Origin of the sequence: Leeuwenhoekiella sp. H156, assembly GCF_052218455.1 — a bacterium.
In the GTDB taxonomy this organism is placed as follows: domain Bacteria; phylum Bacteroidota; class Bacteroidia; order Flavobacteriales; family Flavobacteriaceae; genus Leeuwenhoekiella; species Leeuwenhoekiella parthenopeia.
This window is the reverse complement of the sequence record NZ_CP197499.1, coordinates 3,202,497-3,224,175: the sequence shown is the minus strand read 5'-3', so window position 1 is coordinate 3,224,175 and position 21,679 is coordinate 3,202,497. Positions and strand designations below refer to the sequence as shown.

Here is a 21,679-nt window from a genome sequence, read left to right as displayed (position 1 = left end):
CTCTAAATGAGTTACTCATTAGGATAAACCATGTGACGTACTCAGCCTTAGCCTTAAACCCAATATTCAACCGAATTTTCTCAATCTAAAAATGGGCTAAAAGCCTGTTTTTTGGATTGAGGGTCGGTATCCTATTCATCATAACCCCCTCCTTAACGTGTTTTTAATCAACAAAAAATTCCGCTCGCTGCGTTTTCTTGCAATGCTGATGCTCGTGCTTCTTTCAAAGCCGGTTTATTCACAGATTTACGATCCGGTTACCTGGGAAACCCGGGTAGAAACGAAAGGCGACAACTCATTTGATTTAGTTGCTTCAGCAAGTATTGAGCCGGGCTGGCACTTATATACCCAAAATCTTCCGGAAGGCGGTCCTGTATCTACCTCTTTTGACTTTCCTTCTACAGATGGATATCGCTTTGTGGGTAAAGTGGAGCAATCTGAACCCATTACGTTTTTTGACGATATTTTTGAGATGGAAACCTCCTACTATGAAATCAAAGCGACATTCACGCAACGTGTTAAAATTCAGAATACCTCTTTAAAAGCGATTACTGCGGAAGTTACTTTTATGGTTTGTGATGATACCCAATGCCTCCCTCCTGCTACTGTAGATCTTGTATTTAAATTACCTGCAATTCCCACAAAAACTGAAAAAACGGTGATAACAACCGAAAAGTCAACACCCGTTCAGACAACAGAATCCGTCAATCCGGAAGTACAGGAAGATTCTACAGAAGTTGATGAAGATTCAGAGCCAGTTATACAAACGCAAACTGCAGAAGAACCATCAGATACAGAGCCTATTGAGGATACAATCGAAACGCCACGACCTGAATCTGACAAAAGCCTTCTGACCATTTTTATCCTGTCCTTTCTTTCTGGTTTTGCAGCCTTACTCACCCCTTGTGTATTTCCAATGATTCCGCTTACGGTAAGTTTTTTTACCAAGCAAAGTAAAACCAGAAGTCTGGGCATTCGCAATGCGATTTTCTACGGCATCTCCATCGTGCTCATCTACGTATTGCTGGGTTCCTTGGCTACCTTGATTTTTGGTGCCGACTCCCTAAATGCACTTTCAACCAATGTATGGTTCAATCTGGTATTCTTTGTCCTGCTCGTCGTTTTCGCCGTTTCTTTTTTAGGCGCATTTGAGATTGTACTGCCCAGCAGCTGGGGAACAAAAATGGACAATCAGGCCAATCGGGGAGGCATTATTGGCATCTTTTTTATGGCGCTTGCTCTTGCCATTGTTTCGTTTTCGTGTACGGGTCCCATAGTTGGAACATTACTTGTACAGGCTGCTTCAAAAGGTGGCCTGGCTCCCATCTTAGGTATGCTTGGATTTTCGCTGGCAATTGCACTGCCATTCAGCTTATTTGCCGCGTTCCCGGGGTGGATGAATTCGCTGCCTAAATCGGGGGGCTGGCTCAATACCGTAAAAGTGGTTTTGGGTTTTCTGGAGCTGGGACTTGCATTTAAATTTTTGAGCAACGCAGACCTAGTCTTGCAGCTTCACCTGCTCGAACGGGAAACTTTTCTGGCAATCTGGATCGCTATTTCGGCTACTTTAGCCTTTTATCTTTTTGGTAAACTAACACTTCCGCACGATAGTCCACTGCCGCACATTTCGGTAGGCAGATTGAGTCTGGGAATTCTGGCTCTAACTTTTACGATTTACCTCATTCCCGGTTTATGGGGAGCGCCTTTGCAATGGATTAGCGGGTTTCCACCTCCTCAACAATACAGCGAGTCGCCCTATGGTGTAGGCAACAGTAGGGGAAGTTCGGCCTCTGAAATCATTCTTCCCCCAGGGGCAGAATTGGGCCCCCATGACATTCCGGCTTTTAAAGACTATGAGACGGGGATGGCTTACGCCAAAATACAGAACAAGCCGGTACTGCTCGATTTTACAGGTTATGCCTGTGTAAATTGTCGAAAAATGGAAGAACGCGTGTGGTCTGACCCCAAAGTGCTTCAGGTTCTAAAAAATGAACTCGTGCTTATCTCCCTGTATGTTGATGATAAAAAAGACTTACCGAAAGCAGAACAGTATGTTTCTGAAACGACAGGAAAGAAAATCAAAACCATCGGTAATAAATGGAGTGATTTTCAAATCAAAAAATATAAAGCAAATGCACAGCCGTATTACATTATTCTGGACCATTCCGGGGATTCTATGAATAAACCCACGGGTTATACACCAGATATCGATGCGTATTTAAGCTGGCTACAGAAAGGCATCAACACGTATAAAAGACAACAATGAGAACACTTATCGTAATTTTCTTTCTGTACTTGTTTGAGTTTATCTGCCCCCAGGCACTGGCCCAGGTAAAACCTGCTGCAATGAGTCGCGGTGTTCTTCCTAACGGAATGCAGTATTACATCATGCATAACGAAAACCCAAAAGGCCGTGCCTCTTTTTACTTTGCGCAGCACGTAGGTTCTATTTTAGAAGAAGACACGCAACGAGGGCTGGCTCATTTTCTGGAGCATATGGCCTTTAATGGCACGCAGCATTTTCCCGATAAACAAATGCTGAAATATCTTGAAAAGAACGGTGTGCAATTTGGTAGCGAGATCAATGCGTTTACCAAATATGACGAGACCGTATACAGTATAAAAAATGTACCCGTTCAAAACCCGAAACTAATAGATTCGGTACTACTTATTCTGCACGATTGGTCGGGCTATCTCACATTAGAAGACGAAGAAATCGATAATGAGCGGGGCGTGGTTTTAGAAGAATGGCGCACCCGTTACAATGCTCAGAAGCGAGCACAGGACTCAGTAACGGAACTTGGTCTTCTGAAAAATTCCAAATATGCGGAGCGTTCTCCCATAGGTCGTATGGAGATCATCACCACTTTTCCTTACGATACATTACGCAGCTATTATAAAAAATGGTACCGTCCCGATGAGCAGGCTGTTATAGTGGTAGGCGATATTGATGAGCAAGAAGTGACGCAAAAAGTAAAACAGCTTTTTGGCAGCATTCCGCTCCGCGAAAATTTACCGAAGCGTCCGCGATTTGACGTGCCGCTTGAAGAAGAATTTATTTACCTGCCTATCAAAGAAGACGAGATTCGCATTCCTTCAATTGCCTATTATTTTAAACACAAGCCCTCCCCTTCCCTTAGCCAACAGGAAGAGCTGGAACGTGAACTTAAACTGCAGCTTGTGCGCAGTGTTTTGGATGCCAGGTTAATTGCGAAAGCAGCCTTACCCGATAGTCCTGTTTACAGCGCACGGGCTTCAACCGAAGTTGTGGTACAGGCTTTAGAAACTTTTAAAGTAGATCTTCAGCCTAAAAAAGACAGCCTAGTTACTGCCATAGAATGGATGGCAACCGAGTTAAAGCGTTTTGCCCTGCACGGTGTGACCGATAAAGAATTTAATCAGATCAAGTCTTCTCAAAAAAGGAATTTTCAAAACCGAATACAGGAAGGTGGAAGTTCAAATATTTTCCATGCAATTGCCATTTATGAAGCTTTTTTTAAGAATCAAGAGGTGCCAGATTATAAATGGAAAAACCAATACCAGTTGGACTATCTGCAATCTATAGAAAAAGAAGATCTGGCTGATCTTTTTGAAACGTATTGCCAAAGCATCAGTAAAGTGCTGGCCATTTTAGGCTCAGAAGAACTGGATTACCCCGACCGGGCAGAAGTTTTAGCTATTTTTAAACAAGTGAAAGCTTCTCAGCCCGCTCCCTATAAGGAGATCGTAGTTGAAGACAAAAAACTCGAGCCTCTTGATCTCACTGAAAGTGCCATCGTATCTAAAAAACAGCTTCCTCATCTCAAAAGTACACGGTACATTTTGGCAAATGGGGCACAGATTTATCTCGCCAAACCCATAAGCCCGCTCGAAGGAATCTATTTTAAGGCCGTGAGCCCTGGAGGTCGTTCCGTACTACCCCAGGATCTGTTGAGCAACGCCTTATACGCTCCGCTGTTCAGTCTTGAATCTGGTGTGGCCAATCTATCCAAAAAGGAGCTTAGTCGCTCGGGTGAGGTTGTTTTGCCTTCCGTGAGGATTGAAGAATATCAGGAGATACTGGAGGGATACTCTGGTTTAGATAATCTCGAAAAGTTATGCAAAGGTATTCACCTCGCATTTATGCAGCCGCGTTTTGATGAAAGCACTTTTGAAGGTAGCCGTCAGGAACTGGAGCACCTGCTGATGTTAATGAACGGCAGTGTCGTCAATCAACTTGGAGACTCGTTACAGATGGCTAAAACCAGTTACTCGGAACGTGAAGTGCACCTTAATGAACAATTGCTAGAGGAACTGGCTCTAAGCAAAATGCAGCAAGCTTATAAAGACCGTATTAAAAACGCGGCTGATTTCAAGTTCATATTTATGGGTGATGTAGATGAGCAAAGGTTTGAAAACCTGATTCAAAAATACCTGGGGAGTATTCCCGGTAACTCAAAAACTGAGGAATTGGTTGATCATAATCTGATACCGGAACCGGGAATTCACAAACTTCATCTGGCAAGAGAAATGCAAACCCCTCAGGCCTATGTATCGTTTTACCTGACGGGTGATTTGGATTATAATGCGGCCAATGGGCTCGCCATGCAAGTTGTTGAGCAGCTTTTAGCCAAACGCTATATGGAAAGAATCCGCGAAGAAGAAGGCGGTTCATATGGCGTACGGGTTAAGACCGATTTAAAACATCTGCCTAAAGGAGCTTTTGAAATCACCATTAACTTTAGTGCAAATCCTCAAAAAACAGACCGACTGGTACGTATTGTTTATGATGAACTCAACGCCGTTAAGGAGGAAATTGATAGTACGGCTTTTAAAGAAATTAAAAGCAACCTCTTAAAAGCACATCAGGAGCAATTTGAAAATAACCGCCTTTATTTCAACAGTCTTGTGACCAGCATCGAAACCGGCATTGCGCTACAAACCAGCGCAGAGCGAACGCAACAACTCGAAAAATTGAGTAAAAAAGACATTCAGGCTGTTGCCCGTAAAATAATGAACAATCCTCGTGTAGTCGAAGCGCTTTTAGTACCCACTGCGGTAACTACTCAAGAATAAATCCTTTAAAAATTACATTCAAAATAATGAAAAACAGAGTCAAAAACTTAACATTCATACTGGCTATTTTCAGCCTTCAATTCCTTCAAGCTCAGGAAAAGGACACGGGTGATATTCAAACTGCTGATCTCACTCAGGGAGTCCTTGATAACGGAATGCATTATTACATCATGCATAACGAAGAGCCTAAAGACCGTGCTTCCTTTTATTTTGCACAAAATGTAGGATCTGTCCTGGAGCAGGATGATCAGCAGGGCCTCGCCCATTTTTTAGAACATATGGCCTTTAATGGTACCCAAAACTTTAAAGACAAAGGCATGCTCGAATATCTGGAGCAAAACGGAATCAAGTTTGGATCTGAAATCAATGCCTTCACCAGCTTTGATGAGACCGTTTACAATATCAATCGCGTACCCGTAGCCAATGAAAAGTTACTTGACTCGGTTTTACTGGTGCTGCACGACTGGTCTGGTTATTTATCACTCACTGATGAAGAAATAGACAAAGAGCGCGGTGTAGTAAATGAAGAATGGCGCTCCCGCAACACGGCAGGATTTAGAGCCAATTCCAAAATCTGGCTTTCCGGATTATTAGAAGGTTCTGTTTATGGCAAGCGCATGCCTATTGGTCAAATGGAAATTGTAAATAATTTTGAATACAATGCATTGCGCGAGTATTATGCGCGCTGGTATAGACCCGATCAACAGGCGGTGGTCATTGTTGGCGATATTGATCCTAAGGTTATGGAAGAAAAAATCGAATCGATCTTCTCGTCCATTCCACTTAAAGAAAACCTTCCGGAACGTCCGCTATTCGATGTTCCACTCAACAAAGAGCTCATTTACATTTCTTCACAGGATGAAGAACTTGGTGAACCGGTGGTGCAGTACATGATTAAAACCAATACCGAAGATTTATCTGCCAAAGAACAGATTGAGCAAAATCTGATTAACGGAGTTCTCGGTTACATTTTCAATAACCGTATGGCAGAACTTACCCGCGAAGAAACAAGTCCGGCGCTTGGAGTGAGTTTTGGGGTTCAGGAATTTGTGCGGCCCCTACAGGTGGCAAGTTTAGGCATTTCACCGAAAAAAGACAGTGTATTGACCGCGTTAGCATTTGGCCTAAAACAATTAGGTGTTTTTGCGAAATATGGTGCAACAACAGGAGAGATCGAACGCGCCAAAGCAGCTTATACTACCAGTTTTGAAAATGCAAAAAAGAACATTGCCAAACGGGAAAATGCCAGTTATGCGCAGCAGATTTTCAGTGCTTTTTTTGACCAGATTCCTGTAACCGATTACGAATGGGAGCTTGATTACAAAAAGCAGCTTGTTGAAACCTTAAACAATGAGCATCTTCTCAATCAATTGAAGAAATACCAATCTCCGGAAGGCAAAGTAGTTGGTATAACCGGTTCTGATGCTTATGCATATCCTACAAAAGAAGAAATTGAAAGCACCATTGCTAAGGTCGAAGCTCAAACTTTAGAGGCTTATCAGGAAGAAGTCATGACCAAAAAACTGATTGAAGAGGAATTATCTGAGAGCCCTGTAATTTCAACCTCCAGGGTTGAAGGTATTGACGCGACCCAATATGTCTTAGGTAACGGTTTAAAACTGGTCCTGTACCCCACCACTTTTGATAAAGAAAAAGTGTATATGCAAGCCTTTAGTGAAGGCGGCAGTTCCTTACTTGATGCCGATGAATTACCGGACGCCATGATGGCCACACAGGTGGTTGCTCAATCGGGGTTGGGTGATTTAAACAAAATAGAACTGGGTAAACTGCTAGCCGGCAAGCAAACTTCGCTTTCGGTAAGTATTGGCAATGAAGGGGAATCTCTCGGAGGCAACAGCTCTCTGGAAGATCTCGAAACCCTCTTACAATTGGTTTACCTGCAATTTACTGCACCACGATTTGAGACCGAAGCTTTCCGTATCATTAAAGAAAGTATGCAAAAGGGACTGATCGCACGTCAAAACAATGTACAAAGTGCGTTTCAGGATTCGTTAAGCATGGCTAAATCAGGGTACAGTGAACGAACCGTACTCTTCAGTGAAGATTTTATAGAAGGTTTAGACCTGTTAAATATAGAAACCATTTATAAGGAACGAATTACCAACGGCACTGACTTCACCTTTGTCTTCGTAGGTGATTTTAAAGAAGATCAACTCTTAAAACTGGCTCAAAAATATCTGGGAAGCATTCCCGGAAACGGCACTACAGAATCTACAGTAGACCACCAGCTAAGACCTAAAAGAGGGAAAACGCTTGTACACCTCAGCCGGGAAATGCAAACACCCCAAACCACTATTCAGGTATTTTTAAATGGTGATCTCGAGTACTCTCGCAAAAACAGCCTTATTGTTTATATGATAGGCCAGTTGCTTAATAAAAAGTATATGGACCGTGTGCGTGAAGAAGAAGGCGGAAGCTACGGCGTGCAAGTGGGCAGCAGCCTTTCAAAGAAGCCGAGTGAAGAATTTAATCTGGTGGTAAGTTTCAATTGCAATCCTGAAAAGGCCGAAAAGCTGCTTGAGATAGTTTATGACGACCTGGAACGCTTACCAAGAGAACTAGATGCTGATGATTTTCAGGAAGTGAAAAACAATATGAAAAAATCGGTTGCTGAAAATCAGGAAAACAACAACTACTGGCTTAGAAATATTACCGGAAGCCTTCAAAAAGAGGAACCTGTCACTACAGAGGAAGCCTATATGAAGCAGTTGGAAGCTGTAAGCATAGAAGATATTAAGAATGTAGCAGCACAGATTAACGCTGTGCAACTCAGGATTGTTGAAGGCGTATTAGCTCCGGCATCAAAATCTTTAGATTGATTCACCGCACTTGTATTTGAATTAGCCTTCAATACTCCATATTGAATTGATCCTTGAATGAGTGCTAAACATCGCGGTTTAGCACTCTATTTTAATTTTAGTCCATATTAAAAATTAAACCCGGTAGTTCTATATAACCTATTAATATGAACAGTTTACCAAAAGAGCAAAAAAAAAGAACTTGAACGTTATTTTGAAACCTATCGGAAAAACACCATAGGTATTGATCACCAGTTTGAATCGGTTTACGGAATACAAAAGCTTCTATATGCAGACTGGGTCGCCAGTGGCAGATTATACCGGCCTATTGAAGACATTATTTGTAACCAAATAGGCCCTTTGATATCAAATACTTTTAACCAAGGTTTCCGATAAACTGTACAGAGTTACTTACGGCTACATCATTGCCTTAGCAATTCTTTTAAAGCGGGATGAGAAGCGAGCGTACGGGAAGTTAAGTTAGCAGAGCAGTCGGGTTTAACCCGCCTGACCGGACGGGCAGGTTTAGAATTGGTTAGGTTCTGCCTGCTTTTTCGCTGTACCGAAAAACAAGTAAAGCCTTAGCCATTAGAAACCCCTTAAAATGACCAGGACGGCACCTGATTTTTCAGGAATTGCGAGCAGAAGCCAGAAAGATCCTGCCGTGAAATCCGATTAGGAAAATCAGGATGCCGGCTTTCCTATTTAAAAAAGCGGACGAATCTGTTTTTTGGGAGTGAATGAAATGCACCCAAAAGCTCAGCAAGCGGGTAAATGCAATGAAAGAATCAAAACAACAGATGGGTCCAAGACTTCGAGCGAAGCTCTTTTACCGTAATGGAGCATGGCGGAATGGAGGGAAATGGGGTGAATGACTGGATGACTAAAAGCTACTCTTTACAAATAACAATATCAGATTTTTGACAACGTCATATAAGAAATCACAGTTGATTATAAGATACTTAGATATTAGATTAGCCTTACTGATGGTCAGGTATTTTGCACAGCCTTTTTCAGTCGTTTCTCAAAAATGTACCAGCTGAAAAAGATAAAAACTAACCACCCCAGACTGATATAAAGTAATGGACTTAAAGCCAAATTATACTTTGTGATCAGCGCTAAATACATACAACAAATCAAAACACCAAATAATCCCCAGTTAAAGAATCGCCAGCGTCCCATAATGGGTTTACCGCTATTTTTTCTTTTAATGCTATGACGCTTGCAAGTAATCCAAATACCACTTAGCACTAACGACGAAATGCCACATCCAAAAACGAACCAAATCACTTTTGTCAATAATCCGCCCCAGTACCCAAAGTGCAACGGATCGGCAATATCATTTAACCACATCGTCGTGCTAATCTCGGATGCTTTTTGAGCCCCCAAAACTGTGTTTGATCTGGTATCAAGATAGACCCGATTAGCCCGCTGTCGTACTAGAGGTACATTACTCATTCCGGTAATCCCCAAGATATCACCGGGCTTTTGAGGTATATATAAATTGCCCGGTATCAATCCCGGAATTTCTTTTTGAGCCAATTCTATAGCCTGATCATAATCAATGGTGTAGGTCAAATTAGTATTCTTATCGCCTTCGCCATTATAATCTGCTTTAGGTGGTAAAGGGTTTACGGTATCTCCTACTCCGGCAATATTTGCTCGCTCTATAAAATACCAGATCCCGGTAATTGAGAAGAGAAAGCTAAATGGAATTGACCACAAGCCTACCAGCCGGTGAAGGCTTCTAAAAAAAACTAAAGCCCCTTTATTTATTTGTAAATCAAATAATTTACGCCACCATTTTTTATAAAAGAAAAGTGCGGTAATTAAAGAGACTAGTAACATAAAGCCAAAAAACAATACCAGAAAATTCCCTACCTGAAATGGTATAAACAAGTAATAATGTAAATCCCTGAAGAAACGCTGAATGGTCAAGGATGCTTCTCCCTGGATAGCTCCGGTATAGCGGTTAGCAAATACATAACTGAGCTGTTCATTTTCAGTTTTGTATATAATATCACACAGATAGGGTTCATCCGGTCGCATCCAATACGTAATACTGGCATCAGGATACAATTTTTTAAAGTTGGATACGATTAAATTGCGCGAAGCCAATTCCTTTTGCGGGTTGGCCCTGATATCTGGATTAAAAAGCCAGTCCATTTCGTGGCTCAAGGTAGCCAGCGTACCGGAAAAGCATACTATAAAGAATAAGATGCTCAGCCGTGTACCTATCCAACTGTGGATTTTAAAAAAGTTCTTTTTAACTGCTTTCATCAATTAAAAGGTATATCCTACACTGAGTAAATAATTGCGAGGGGTGCCTGGATATAAGCGTGTATAGCTGTACCCCCCCACCCAGTGCGTTTTATCAAAAACATTATTTACTAAGAACCGAATATTAAATCTGTCTACTTTATACGAGACACCAGCATCCATAACTACATAAGAAGGAAGTTGTAAAGTAGGTTCTAAGGTATTACGCTTTCCGACAAAATTGCTACCAAGAGTTATCCCTAAACCTTCTAAGTTCTTTTCGGTAAATGTGTATTTACCAAAAATTCCTCCCTGATGCAATGGTGCATTTTCCTTACGGGTATTCACCTCATCAGGGTCATCACTTTCAGAAATGATCGCTTCGTTATAGGCATAGTTTGCAGTAATGCTTAGATTGGGTAAAATACGACCATTTACATCTAATTCAATACCCTTCGATTGCTCCTGACCACGTTGCCTTAATAACTCGGGGTTGGTGGTATCATTAGCATTAACCAGAATATTATTATTTTCGATATAGTACACAGCAAGATTAGCTGCCAGACGTTTATTAAAAAACTCACCCTTAGCACCCGTTTCAACCATATAGGCCGTAACGGGATCAAATGGTCCGCCCGCTTGCGGATTGTTTAAAGCAGCTACTCCCTGAGGCTGAAAACTTTCGGTATAGGTTCCATAAAGATTTATATCAGGATTTACTCCATATACCAGACCAACACGTGGCAGAAATTTATGTTGCGTTGTGATTTGCTCATCAGGCTGGTCAAAATTAGAGATATCATTGTAATATTCCTGTCTTCCGCCCAGCAGGAATTGAAACTTTTGCCATTTGATCTGGTCTTGCACATAAAACCCATAGGTATAATACTTAGTAGGATCTGCAGGTGAATTGGTAAAGATGTAATCGCTTAAACGCGCGACATTATACGTAGGGTTTTGTAAATCAAAGTGCGGTACATTAGGTATCGGGTTTCCATTCTCATCACGTAAAAAATTTGGAAAATCGGCAGCCCGGGTTGAAGCACCACCTCCTTGCAACAAATAACCCCTGGCAAAAGATTGAGCATTACCTACCGGTTGTTGTTGTGCATTATAATCAAACCCAGCCACAATTTTATGCTCTAGTGCACCGGTGTTTGTTTTATATACAAAATAGGAAGAAAGGTTGTCTGCAATGGTTTGTCCCTTACGGGTTATTACCTGCATTCCCATTAAGGTAGGTATCGGGTCACCATTGGCATCTAAAGCAAATTGATTAGAGGTGCGGTGTTCTTCCAAATCTTCCTGGGCCACATATTTTATGTAAGAAGCATTAAAAGAAAGGCTTTTTGAAAACTGATGGTTTAAGGATAGTGTTGAATAGGCCACATCCGTTTTATGAAAATCACTGGTCTGACCGATGGCAAAAGACACGGGTGTAGAATAGATGTCGCTCCCTGAAGTAGCCCCAAATATAGGTTGCCCACGATCTAGTTTCCCGTCGAAACGGGTAATAACCAGGTCAAAATTAATTCGGGTCTTATCAGTAGGTAGAAAAGAAATAGAAGGAGCGATAACGTAGGACTTTTTCTCCTGTAAGTCTCTAAAAGAATCTGAGTTTTCATACGCCAGGTTAAGCCTGTACAATAGGGTTTTACTGTCATTTATTGGCCCTGTAAAGTCCGCCGTCGTTCGTAAAGTATTAAAGCTTCCTAACGTAAAGTTGATCGCTTTGCGGTCTTGTTCCAATGGTTTTTTGGTTACCCGGTTCATTACTCCTCCGGGTATGGAATTCCCAAACATAGCAGAAGCAGGGCCTTTAATTACTTCTACCCGTTCGATATTGGCCAGGAGGGGTTCAGGGCCAAATAGGCCTACTACCCGCAAACCATTGATGTACGTATCCCCGGAACGAAAGCCTCTAAAAGTGAAGTCATCGTAGTAGGAGTACATATTCACTCCGCTAATGTTCTTGATAATGTCATTTACACGGTAGGCCTGTTGATCGGCAAAAACTTCCTTAGTCACATAACTCACGGCCTGAGGAATATCTTTAATTGGAGTCGCCGTTTTCGTTGCAGCAAAGGTCAGGTTGTTTTTATAGGATTTCTCACTTCTCCCGGTTATTTCTACTTCCTGTAACTGCTCACTTGAAGGGGTCAACGTGAAATTAATTTTTAGTTTTTCATTTGCATCCAGAGTTATTTGTTTTTGTTGAGGCTCAAAGCCTAGATAACTTACGCTCAGTATATAATCACCAGAAGGAATATTAGAGAATTTATAGTTACCCTCATAATCTGCTGTAGTTCCTGAATCCTGGGTCAATTTAATATTTGCTCCAATGAGTGGAATTCCATCGGGATCTGTCACCTTTCCGGATATGCTCGTGGCTTGTGCTCTTAAAAAAGAAATATTGCATAATACTGCTAAAAATAAAAAAGTATAGGTCTTCATGATTGGTTTGTTTAACGCCTCAAAAGTAGAAAAACATTTTTATTTAGACTAAGTATAAATAAAATATGAAGTATTTATTCCAATAAGGCCCTTTCTTGTTATTCGCGAAATTTTTCAGAACAGCTGATGCAGGTGCTATTCAAATCAGGTTCACTTTTGTATTAAAAGTATCATTGATTCACTATCAATATCTTAAGGAAGCTTTTAATTCAAAAAAAAAATGAAGATCCCTATCGTAAAATCCGGTTAAGAAAATCAGGATGCCCGCTTTCCTATTCAATAAAGCGGACGTATCTGTTTTTGGTGAAAGAATGAAATGCTCTCAAAAGCGCAGCGAGCGGGTAAATGCAATGATGGAATTAAAAGAACAGATGGGCCCAAGACTTCGAGTGAAGCTCTTTTACCGTAATGAAGCATGGCGGAATGGAGGGAAATGGGCTAAACTAATGCGTTAATTTCATATTAGAAACAGCTTCCCAATCAAATACGTTTGAAAATAAGCTTCATCTTCTCTCGCAATTCCAAATCATCCTGAATTAAACTATCAAACTCGTTTGTCTGAGGGTTATACTCATAATCAAATTTCCACACTTCTCCATAACGGATAATTTGGCCCAGCGCTTCAACAATAGTCTGAACCTCAACATTCGTCATAATGGGATGTAAAGAAACCCTTACCCAGCCGGGTTTATCAGTTAAATTGCGGTTTTCAATATTCTTCATTAAAGTTTCTGACTGCTCGCTTTCTATTTGAAATAAATAATGTGCAAGACTACTGGCACAGGACCAACCCCCGCGTACCTGTATTCCGAAACGGTCATTAAGCAACCGAACCACAAGGTTGTAATGCATCCCCCTGATGTTAAACGATACGCAACCAATACGCTCTTCGTCCCGATTGCCCAATACTTCTATTTCAGGATACGTACTAATGCCTTCGTAAAACAAATCGAGTAGTTCTTCCTCCCGTTTTTTCATAAGAGCAGTATTCATTTGTTCCTTAAGTTTAATACATAACGCCGTACGGATCACCTGCAAAATTCCGGGTGTTCCGCCGTCTTCGCGGGTTTCCAAATCAGCATGATAGCCATAATTTCCCCAGGGATTGGTCCATTTTACGTTGCCTCCACCGGGTGTATCGGGGTGCGGGTTTTGCTGTAAGTTTTTATTATAAACCAAAACACCACAAGTGCCCGGTCCTCCTAAAAATTTATGGGGTGAAAAGAAAATCGCATCGAGTCTTTGGTCTGGACTCTCGGGATGCATATTGATATTTTCGTAAGGTGCCGAAGCAGCAAAATCTACAAAACAGAGTCCGTCGTGGGCATGCATAACGGCTGCCAGCTCGTGATAGGGAGCAATCGCTCCGGTAACATTAGAACAGGCCGTAAAGGATCCTATTTTAAGTTTTCGATCCTGATACTTTTGAAGCTGATAATCTAAATTATGAATAGAAATCTGCAGCTTATCGTTAGGCTCTACTAGCACCACATCCACATCCAATGCCTGCCAGGGCACCTGATTGGAATGGTGCTCCATATGGCTTATAAACACAACCGGTCGTTCCGAAGAACCGGGCTGATAAGTTTTTCCTTTAAGCCCCATAATACGGTGCATTCTGGCGAGTGCTCCGGTCATTCCGGTTCCGGTGGTGACCAAAACATCATCGTTACCGGCATTTACGTGACGCTTGATGATCGCCCGGGCCTCGTGATAAGTATAAGTAGAAGCCTTTCCTGTCTCGCTCGAAAAGGAATGCGTATTGGCCATTAAAGGGCCAATTTGTTTACAGATAATATCTTCTATAGGTTGGTATAACCTACCGCTGGCAATCCAGTCGGCATACAACTGATTTTGGATACCGTATACTGTTTTAAACTGATGATTTACACCAATGGTATTACTCCTATACTGGTCGAAGTAAGTCTCCAGATCTTCAGATGTCTGTGTGTGCTGCATAATGTATTTAATCGCTTACTGCCATAAATCAATGTGATTTCTATAAAAGAGGGAGAACTCAAAAACCAACCATTCGAGTTCTCCATCCATCTCAATTCAACACCAATTAAAACAATTCAATTTCAATTATAATTTTCAATTCCATCCTGTAACCAGGCCAGGTATGATTCAATATCAGGATCGTAGGCTGTGGGCTCGTTAAGTTGATTTCCTTCAAGATCTACAAGCACGTAATAGGGTTGCGCATTGGCCCTATATTTCCTGATCTGAAAATCACTACATTTGTTCCCGATTGTCTTGATCTGCTTGCCTGTGGTTTCAGATTTGTACTGCTCACTTTCAGGCAGTTCGCGCTTATCGTCTACATAAAGTGAGATCAGCACCACATCCTCCTTCAGAATCTGTAGGATTTGTGGGTCCGGCCACACGCGTTCTTCCATCTTGCGGCAGTTTACACAAGCATAACCCGTAAAATCTAAAAGCGCCGGTTTGCCCTGGCTTTTGGCATAGGCCATCCCCTTTTCATAATCCTTAAACGTTATAATATCCAAAGGCCCCAGTTCTGCGTGGGGTGGAATTTCTGTTAAAGCGGAATTACCCCCTTTGCTGTTCCCTACCCCGTAAGGCGACTCACTGTATTGCAGAGGTGGTGGAAAACCACTGATCCATTGCAAAGGAGCGCCCCAAAGACCGGGGATCATATAGATCACAAAGGCCAAAACAAAAAGACCCAGTCCCAGTCTGCCAACTGAAATATGCTGCAAGGGGCTGTCGTGCGGCAGGGTGATCTTACCAAACAAATACAAAGCCAACCCTCCAAAAATAGAAATCCAGATGGCCAGAAAAGTCTCGCGCTCCAGCAGGTGTAGTTGTAAAACCAAATCTGCATTGCTTAAAAACTTAAAGGCAAAAGCCAATTCCAGAAAACCCAGTACCACTTTCACCGTATTGAGCCAGCCACCGGATTTGGGCAGCGTATTCAACCAACCCGGGAAGGCGGCAAACAAGGCAAAAGGAAGGGCGATGGCCAGTGAAAAGCCCAGCATTCCCACAATGGGAGCTATTCCTCCCTTAGAGGCTGATTCTACCAGTAAGGTTCCCACAATGGGACCGGTACACGAAAAGGAAACAATGGCCAGAGCCAATGCCATAAAAAAGATACCGATGATCCCGCCGCGGTCTGCCTGCGAATCAATTTTGGTCGCCCACGAACTGGGGAGTACCAGTTCAAAAGCACCCAGAAAGGACGCAGCAAAAAAGACTAAAAGTCCAAAAAAGACCAGATTAAACACCACATTAGTCGAAAGCGCATTGAGCGAATCGGCGCCAAAAATGGCTGTCACTACAGAGCCCAGCACCACATAAATGACGATGATGAAAAGACCATAGAGCAAGGCATTTTTGATACCACTGGCACGGGTTTTACTTTGTTTGGTAAAAAAGCTTACCGTCATTGGGATCATTGGAAACACGCAGGGCGTGAGCAAAGCCGCAAAGCCTCCTAAAAAACTTAAAAAGAAAATCGTGAGAAGGCCGCGGGATTCTTCAGTTTGTTTTTCCTGTGAAACACTTAAAAAAATGGGGAGCGCCTCTTGAGCTGTGTTAATTTCCGATACTGAATCGGTTATAGTTTCGTTTTTCTTTAATTCAGTCTGTTGATTTGATGTGGTGTCCTCTACTTTAACCGCTTCATTCAGATTACCGGTCATATTTTTCTCATGGACCGGTGCTTTTTGCTCTACACGCTCTGTCGCAGGCTGTTTGCTCTTAGGTTCGGTTTTTAAAGATTGTTTTGCTTCCGGGGAGATGTTGAACTGAAACTCCTTGGTTTCAGGTGGAAGACAGCTTTCATCATTGCAAACCATGAAAGTCATAGACCCCGTAATCGTAAATGCCTCAGGGATTTTACGCATCAAGCGCTGCGTAAAAAGTGCTTCAGTTTCAAAAAATTTAATCTGCATTTCAAAAACCGGATCATCAACTACCTCGCCTTTGGGTTCCTTAACTTTACCTTTTAGCTCGTAGTTTTGTGAGTTTTTAAAATCAAAAGAAGTAGCTATAGGTCCTCCTTCCGGAACATCCTGTGAATAAAGATGCCAACCTTCTTCCAAATTAACCCGTATTTGCAATTCATATTCCCCTGCTTCCTTTTGTTCTACAGCGGTCTCAAAAGATACCGGATCATAAATCTGAGCTTTCAGGCTTTGAAGACCAAAAATCAGGCTTATGACAAACAGAAATACTCTTATAGAATTATAATTACGGGTCATTTTACAAATTTGCTTTTTTATTTGTTGTCTACTTGTGCATACTGTTTAAGAATCCAGTTTGCAATGTCTTGCAAAACTTCAGGAGCAAAAACTTCATCCAGAGTACTTATTTCTTCGGAATTACAGTCTATACAATGCTGATACATATGATTGAGCTCAGAATAGATTTTAGTAGTAACAATAGGCGCCCGGGTAAGGTTTTGTTTAAATGACGCTACATTTTCTTCTGCCGGTACCAGAATATCGGAAGCACCGTTCAATACAAGAACCGGAGCTTGAATCCTAGGTAAATACTTTTGGGGATCGTACAAAATCATTTCTTTATAGGCATTGGTCTTAGCACTGTTATAGAAACGGTAAACCAGCGTCTGGTCGCGGCCGTCAGCCAGGTTGATCGCTTTTAAAGTTTCCGGACTTTTATCCTGCATCCAGTGAGATACTTCTTGCTGTAATTGCGACTCCAGGCTATCTGGCTGCCGATTTCGGTATACAGTTTCAAACAAGTTTCGATACAGGTTCATTTGCAGCTTAACAATACTATCAGGTAATTTATGGGCTTTGAGAACTGCAGTATTTTGAAGGTCTAGAATCTTAAGTCCCGTAACCCCAACGCCCGAAAGGCTGACCATAAATTTCACATCTGCGTGCTCTGCCGTGAGTTTTGAGGCGACCACTCCGCCTTCGCTATGCCCAATCACGCCTGTAAACCCACTGTCTATATCGGGGGCGTATTTTAAATAGTTGAGTGCTTCGCTGGCATCTGCGGTAAAATCGCTTAGGGCTGAGGTCTGAAAAACCCCGGTTGTGTTTCCGACACCCCGGTCGTCCATTCTAAATGAAGCTATACCCTCACGAGCTAAGGCATCTGCCAAAACTGTAAAAAACTGATGACCGCTGTAGGTGTAATTCCGGTCGTGCTGGCCGGTACCATTGAGCAACAAAGCCAGTGGATAGTGTTTTTTATGCTTCGGGATTACCAAAGTACCTCCATACTCAATACCGGTCTCCTTTCCGGTAAATACTATATCGGTACTTTTGTAAGGAAGCACTCCCCTAGGATGCTGGGGATAGGTATGCGGCTGCAGACCGTTTACCTGACGAAAATACACCAGGTTTTTCCCGTTATAATTAGTAAACAAGGCCGTAAACGAACTGTCGGGTACGTCTGACAATTTAATGGTAATGTTGAACTGCCTGTTTTCTAAAAAAAGGCTGTCGTGCTCCCGCCGTTCTACAAGTGGCAGACGCTTATAATAATACTCAGGGCTACTTATGAAAAAGGAATCTGTAGTAGAAGAAACCCGGCTTTTCTCGAGGAGCAGACGTTTGGCTTGTAATTGACCCTGCCAAAACTCCTGCCCCCAGGAAAGGCCTGTCCACAGGACAAAAAGCAAAAGCACTCTATAGGTTTTGCTTAAAGTCATTAGGATTTAGGTTCTGATTTTAAAAATTCTACAATGGTTTTGATCTCGTCTGCCAGTGCACTGGGACTGCCACTGTAGCCGGTAGACCGCCATCTCAAATACCCATCCTGATCAATAATCATTTTTTGTGGAATACCTGAAAATTTAAATGCCTCGGCATATTTAGAATAAACCGCATCAGGCTTACCCGTCTCCGGATTAACCGCATCGTAAAGTACCTCAAAAGGATAGTCTTTTTCAGCAAGGAATACTGCGGTTTTAGTTTTGTAATCTTTCATGTACTCCTGGGTATCTAAAAAATAAAACTTAACTCCAGAGTCATCTTCATAATACTCAACGGCCATCTTCATTCCAGGCATCGCTTTTTTACAAGGAGCACACCAGGTAGCCCACATATCAATCACCACGATTTTGCCCAGCTGATCTTTAAGATTTACCGTACCGCCATACGAACTCTCTAAAGAGAAGCCTTCTATGGGCTTTTTGACGAGTTCACTAAGCACGCGCTTTAATTCTTCTTTGTTCTGGGTGCCCTCTTTAAGACTTTCTACGTAAGCATCAAAATCGGATGCTGCATTCCCGGCTTTTAGAAATTCGGTCTTCAGCACGTCAAGCATTACTGGTGAGGTATTGTTAACTTTTAGGCAAGCAGCGATAAAGTCAGCAGCCTCCTTAATTTTGTTTTGACGTTTTAAATTGAGGGTGTAGAACTCATTATATTCTGTATTTTCATACTTGAGTTCGTCTTCAATTTTGTTCAGATAATAAGATTCTTTCTCATACTCCTTCAACTCATGTAGAATTTTAGCATAGGTAAGGTATCCTGAACTTGCACTACTAATCGCCTGTTTTTTCCATTCGTTGGGCGAAAGCTTACCTCGGTAGGCTTTGGGTACCTGGTTTTCGTGATGTTCAACCTCCGGAAAAATGCGATCTGCAAAAAGCTTTAAACTATCTACAGGCATACTCTCATTGTTATAAGGGATAGTCACAAGATGCCAAGCGTAGTCTATTAAATTAGTAAAGGAAGTATTATTTAGATTTTCAAAAACAAAGTTATAATCCTTATCCCGAACGATGTAGGTGTAGGCTATACTGCGATAGAGCTTATCTGCGTAAAGTGATTCGGTATCTGTATAGACATCGATGAACTTTTGTTCAGGGAATTGCTTACGAAAAACATTGAATGCCTTTATTCGTTTTTCGGCCTCTTTTTCGCCATAAGCAGATCGAATGGCACGATCTCGAGCCAGAACGCCATCCGGATATCTGGAAACCAAAACCTGCCCGACAGAATCTGTAAAAACCCGTTCGTTTGTTATCAAATCAAGGCTGCGTTGAATATCGTATTGCTGATTGTTGTTAAGTGAATCAAGGCTTAATATATAACGCACCTCATCTTTTATCCGTTTAGTTTGATCTCCGCTTTTGGTACGCTGAAGCAAACGCAGACCGGGATAAAAAATGTGTTCTCTGCTTAAAGGATTGTCTCTAACCTCATTATTGATCCACATGAGGCTCACCGGATCTTTGATGTAAGATACAGAATCAAGCTGCTGTGGAAAATCTTTATTGATGTTAGGGTTTCGCATAATCCCCCAGCCCGAGTACGAACCGGGGGCTTTACTAATCATCCATGTATAGGTATTGGCACCACCACGATCAACGGTTCCATGCGCAAAAAAAACACAATTTATCAATGCGATGCCCGGCTCCAGCACAACTTGGGCCTGCCAATTATTTTCACTGCTTTCTTTAAGATTCAGATCCTTTACATTCCACTTAAAATCTGCATAAGTATACAGAATACCACTAAGGCTATCCTGTTCCTTAAGCTGGGTCAAAGAAGCATTATAGTTTATGGTTACCCTATCCCCTGCCTTAGGATATTTAGGCATAATGCTAAAAATGGGATCTTCAGATTGCCCAAACAGTACTGTAGAAAAGTTTAACAAAACTAAAAGTACTATTGAAAAGTGATTTTTTATTCTATTTGAAATACGCATCGTTCGATTTTATGGGTTTTGCTCCAAATTAGGGGCATATTGAAATAAACCAGAAGCAAATGGAAATTGATAACGGTTGTCTCCCGGCTCAAGGGTATAAACCTTATCTAAATAAGGGTGTGTAATTGTTTTTGCAAAGCGTGTTTCTTTATTGAGACGCTTAAGGTCAAACCAACGAAAACCGCCTCTGGCCATAAGTTCTCTGCGACGTTCTTCCAGTACTTTCTCCAAAGCTTCATCTGCGTTTGCGGCGGTAAGCGGCTCGTAATCTTCAGCCGTAAAGCGTGCCTTCCGCAAGGTGTTGATGCTAGCCATAGCTTCCTCAGCGTTACCTGACCTTGCTTCTCCTTCTGCTTTTATTAGTAACATCTCCCCGACGGTAGGCCCTCCATTTCGTGACTCCCCTGTAAGACGGGCAACACAATAACCTCGGCCATCACTAACCGCATTAAAGGTCAAAGCGCTTAGTGGACGGGTATAGAATTTGTAACGCAAATCGTTTTTCTCAAACGTATCCAGAAGTTCATCGTTTAAGGTTAGCAAAAGGGGTGCGTAGCCATAGGAATTAAGGGCTTTTTTAGACAATATTAATTCCGGATTACTGATACGTTTTGGCCAACCAAAATCTGGAGTATTTAAATAATCCTCCATATTGAGGAGCGTGCTTTGTAAGTTCAAAGCACTTTCGGCTTCTGCCTGTGCGTCTTCGTAACGCCCCATGTAGAGATAGGTTCTCGCCAGTATAGCATGAGCACTAGCCAAGGATGGGAAACCTACTTCTGTCCCTGTGCGGGTTGCGGGCAGGCCTCCTTCTATAGCTGTTTGCAGGTCACTAATAATCTGGTCATAGACTTCCTCAACAGTAGCCCTTGTAATGTCTTCAGTCACCGTGGGTTCTGTAAAAATAGGGATCCCTAAATCTGTTGCAGACGTTCCTTCATCATAGGCTTTTCCAAAAATATTCACCAAATTAAGAAAGATATAAGCTCTATGTACTAAAGCTTCAGCCTGTAGAGATACTTTTTCAGCTTCAGTACCATTATTGCTTTCCAAGACTTCTGTAATCACAACATTGGCGCTGTAGAGTCCAGAATACATAACTTCTAAATTGCTATCTCTTTCGCCAGCATAATAAATGGAGTCTGACCATTTATAGGTCTCTTTAAATGGTCTGTAAAAAGCGGATGTACCGTAGTTATTTTCAAAATACGCTGCATACTCTTCAGTCATCGCGATATCATCAGAAGCGACATCTACCAGACTGTAGGACACATCATAGATTGAAGTTTGATTTAAAAGATACCGGTAATTTTCGGTCTCCTCGGGGTAAAGGCGACCTTCTGTCTTGATATCAACGTAATCATCACAGCTTACAAAAGCTTGGGTGATAAATAAGAACAGTATATATAAAGAGTGTCTTTGCATAATCATAG

General features: G+C 41.9%; 10 protein-coding genes. 3 read left to right on the top strand and 7 right to left on the bottom strand.

The window, feature by feature from the left end; genetic code table 11:
- Window positions 1–202 precede the first annotated feature (202 nt).
- From ACSSS3_RS13760 to ACSSS3_RS13750, 3 genes are read left to right on the top strand one after another with little or no spacing between them, the layout of a single operon-like run.
- Window positions 203–2,266, top strand: a complete 2,064-nt coding sequence (locus ACSSS3_RS13760; RefSeq protein ID WP_442847429.1) for a cytochrome c biogenesis protein CcdA — start codon at window positions 203–205, stop codon at window positions 2,264–2,266.
- Complete coding sequence (locus tag ACSSS3_RS13755) at window positions 2,263–5,055, top strand: M16 family metallopeptidase (protein WP_442845109.1); 2,793 nt, start codon at window positions 2,263–2,265, stop codon at window positions 5,053–5,055. Before ACSSS3_RS13760 ends, ACSSS3_RS13755 begins: the two co-directional genes overlap by 4 nt.
- 26 nt (window positions 5,056–5,081) lie before the next feature.
- Complete coding sequence (locus ACSSS3_RS13750; RefSeq protein WP_442845108.1) at window positions 5,082–7,895, top strand: M16 family metallopeptidase; 2,814 nt, start codon at window positions 5,082–5,084, stop codon at window positions 7,893–7,895.
- Between the two features lie 969 nt (window positions 7,896–8,864).
- Here ACSSS3_RS13750 and ACSSS3_RS13745 read toward each other — a convergent pair.
- The 7 genes from ACSSS3_RS13745 to ACSSS3_RS13715 form a co-directional block, all read right to left on the bottom strand.
- Window positions 8,865–10,154, bottom strand: coding sequence for a PepSY-associated TM helix domain-containing protein (locus ACSSS3_RS13745; RefSeq protein WP_442845107.1), 1,290 nt, complete (start codon window positions 10,152–10,154; stop codon window positions 8,865–8,867).
- Window positions 10,155–10,157: 3 nt separating this feature from the next.
- On the bottom strand, window positions 10,158–12,587 hold the full coding sequence (locus ACSSS3_RS13740; protein WP_442845106.1) for a TonB-dependent siderophore receptor: 2,430 nt from the start codon (window positions 12,585–12,587) through the stop codon (window positions 10,158–10,160).
- Window positions 12,588–13,067: 480 nt separating this feature from the next.
- Window positions 13,068–14,546, bottom strand: a complete 1,479-nt coding sequence (locus ACSSS3_RS13735) for an aminotransferase class V-fold PLP-dependent enzyme (protein WP_442845105.1) — start codon at window positions 14,544–14,546, stop codon at window positions 13,068–13,070.
- A gap of 122 nt (window positions 14,547–14,668) precedes the next feature.
- A complete protein-coding gene (locus tag ACSSS3_RS13730) occupies window positions 14,669–16,816 on the bottom strand; it encodes a protein-disulfide reductase DsbD family protein (RefSeq protein ID WP_442845104.1) in 2,148 nt (715 codons plus the stop codon).
- Window positions 16,817–16,833: 17 nt separating this feature from the next.
- The gene (locus ACSSS3_RS13725; RefSeq protein WP_442845103.1) at window positions 16,834–18,240 is read right to left on the bottom strand and encodes an alpha/beta hydrolase family protein; all 1,407 of its coding nucleotides are present in this window, start codon (window positions 18,238–18,240) and stop codon (window positions 16,834–16,836) included.
- Window positions 18,240–20,246, bottom strand: coding sequence for a TlpA family protein disulfide reductase (locus ACSSS3_RS13720; RefSeq protein WP_442845102.1), 2,007 nt, complete (start codon window positions 20,244–20,246; stop codon window positions 18,240–18,242). Before ACSSS3_RS13720 ends, ACSSS3_RS13725 begins: the two co-directional genes overlap by 1 nt.
- 9 nt (window positions 20,247–20,255) lie before the next feature.
- Complete coding sequence (locus ACSSS3_RS13715) at window positions 20,256–21,671, bottom strand: RagB/SusD family nutrient uptake outer membrane protein (protein ID WP_442845101.1); 1,416 nt, start codon at window positions 21,669–21,671, stop codon at window positions 20,256–20,258.
- Window positions 21,672–21,679: the final 8 nt, after the last annotated feature.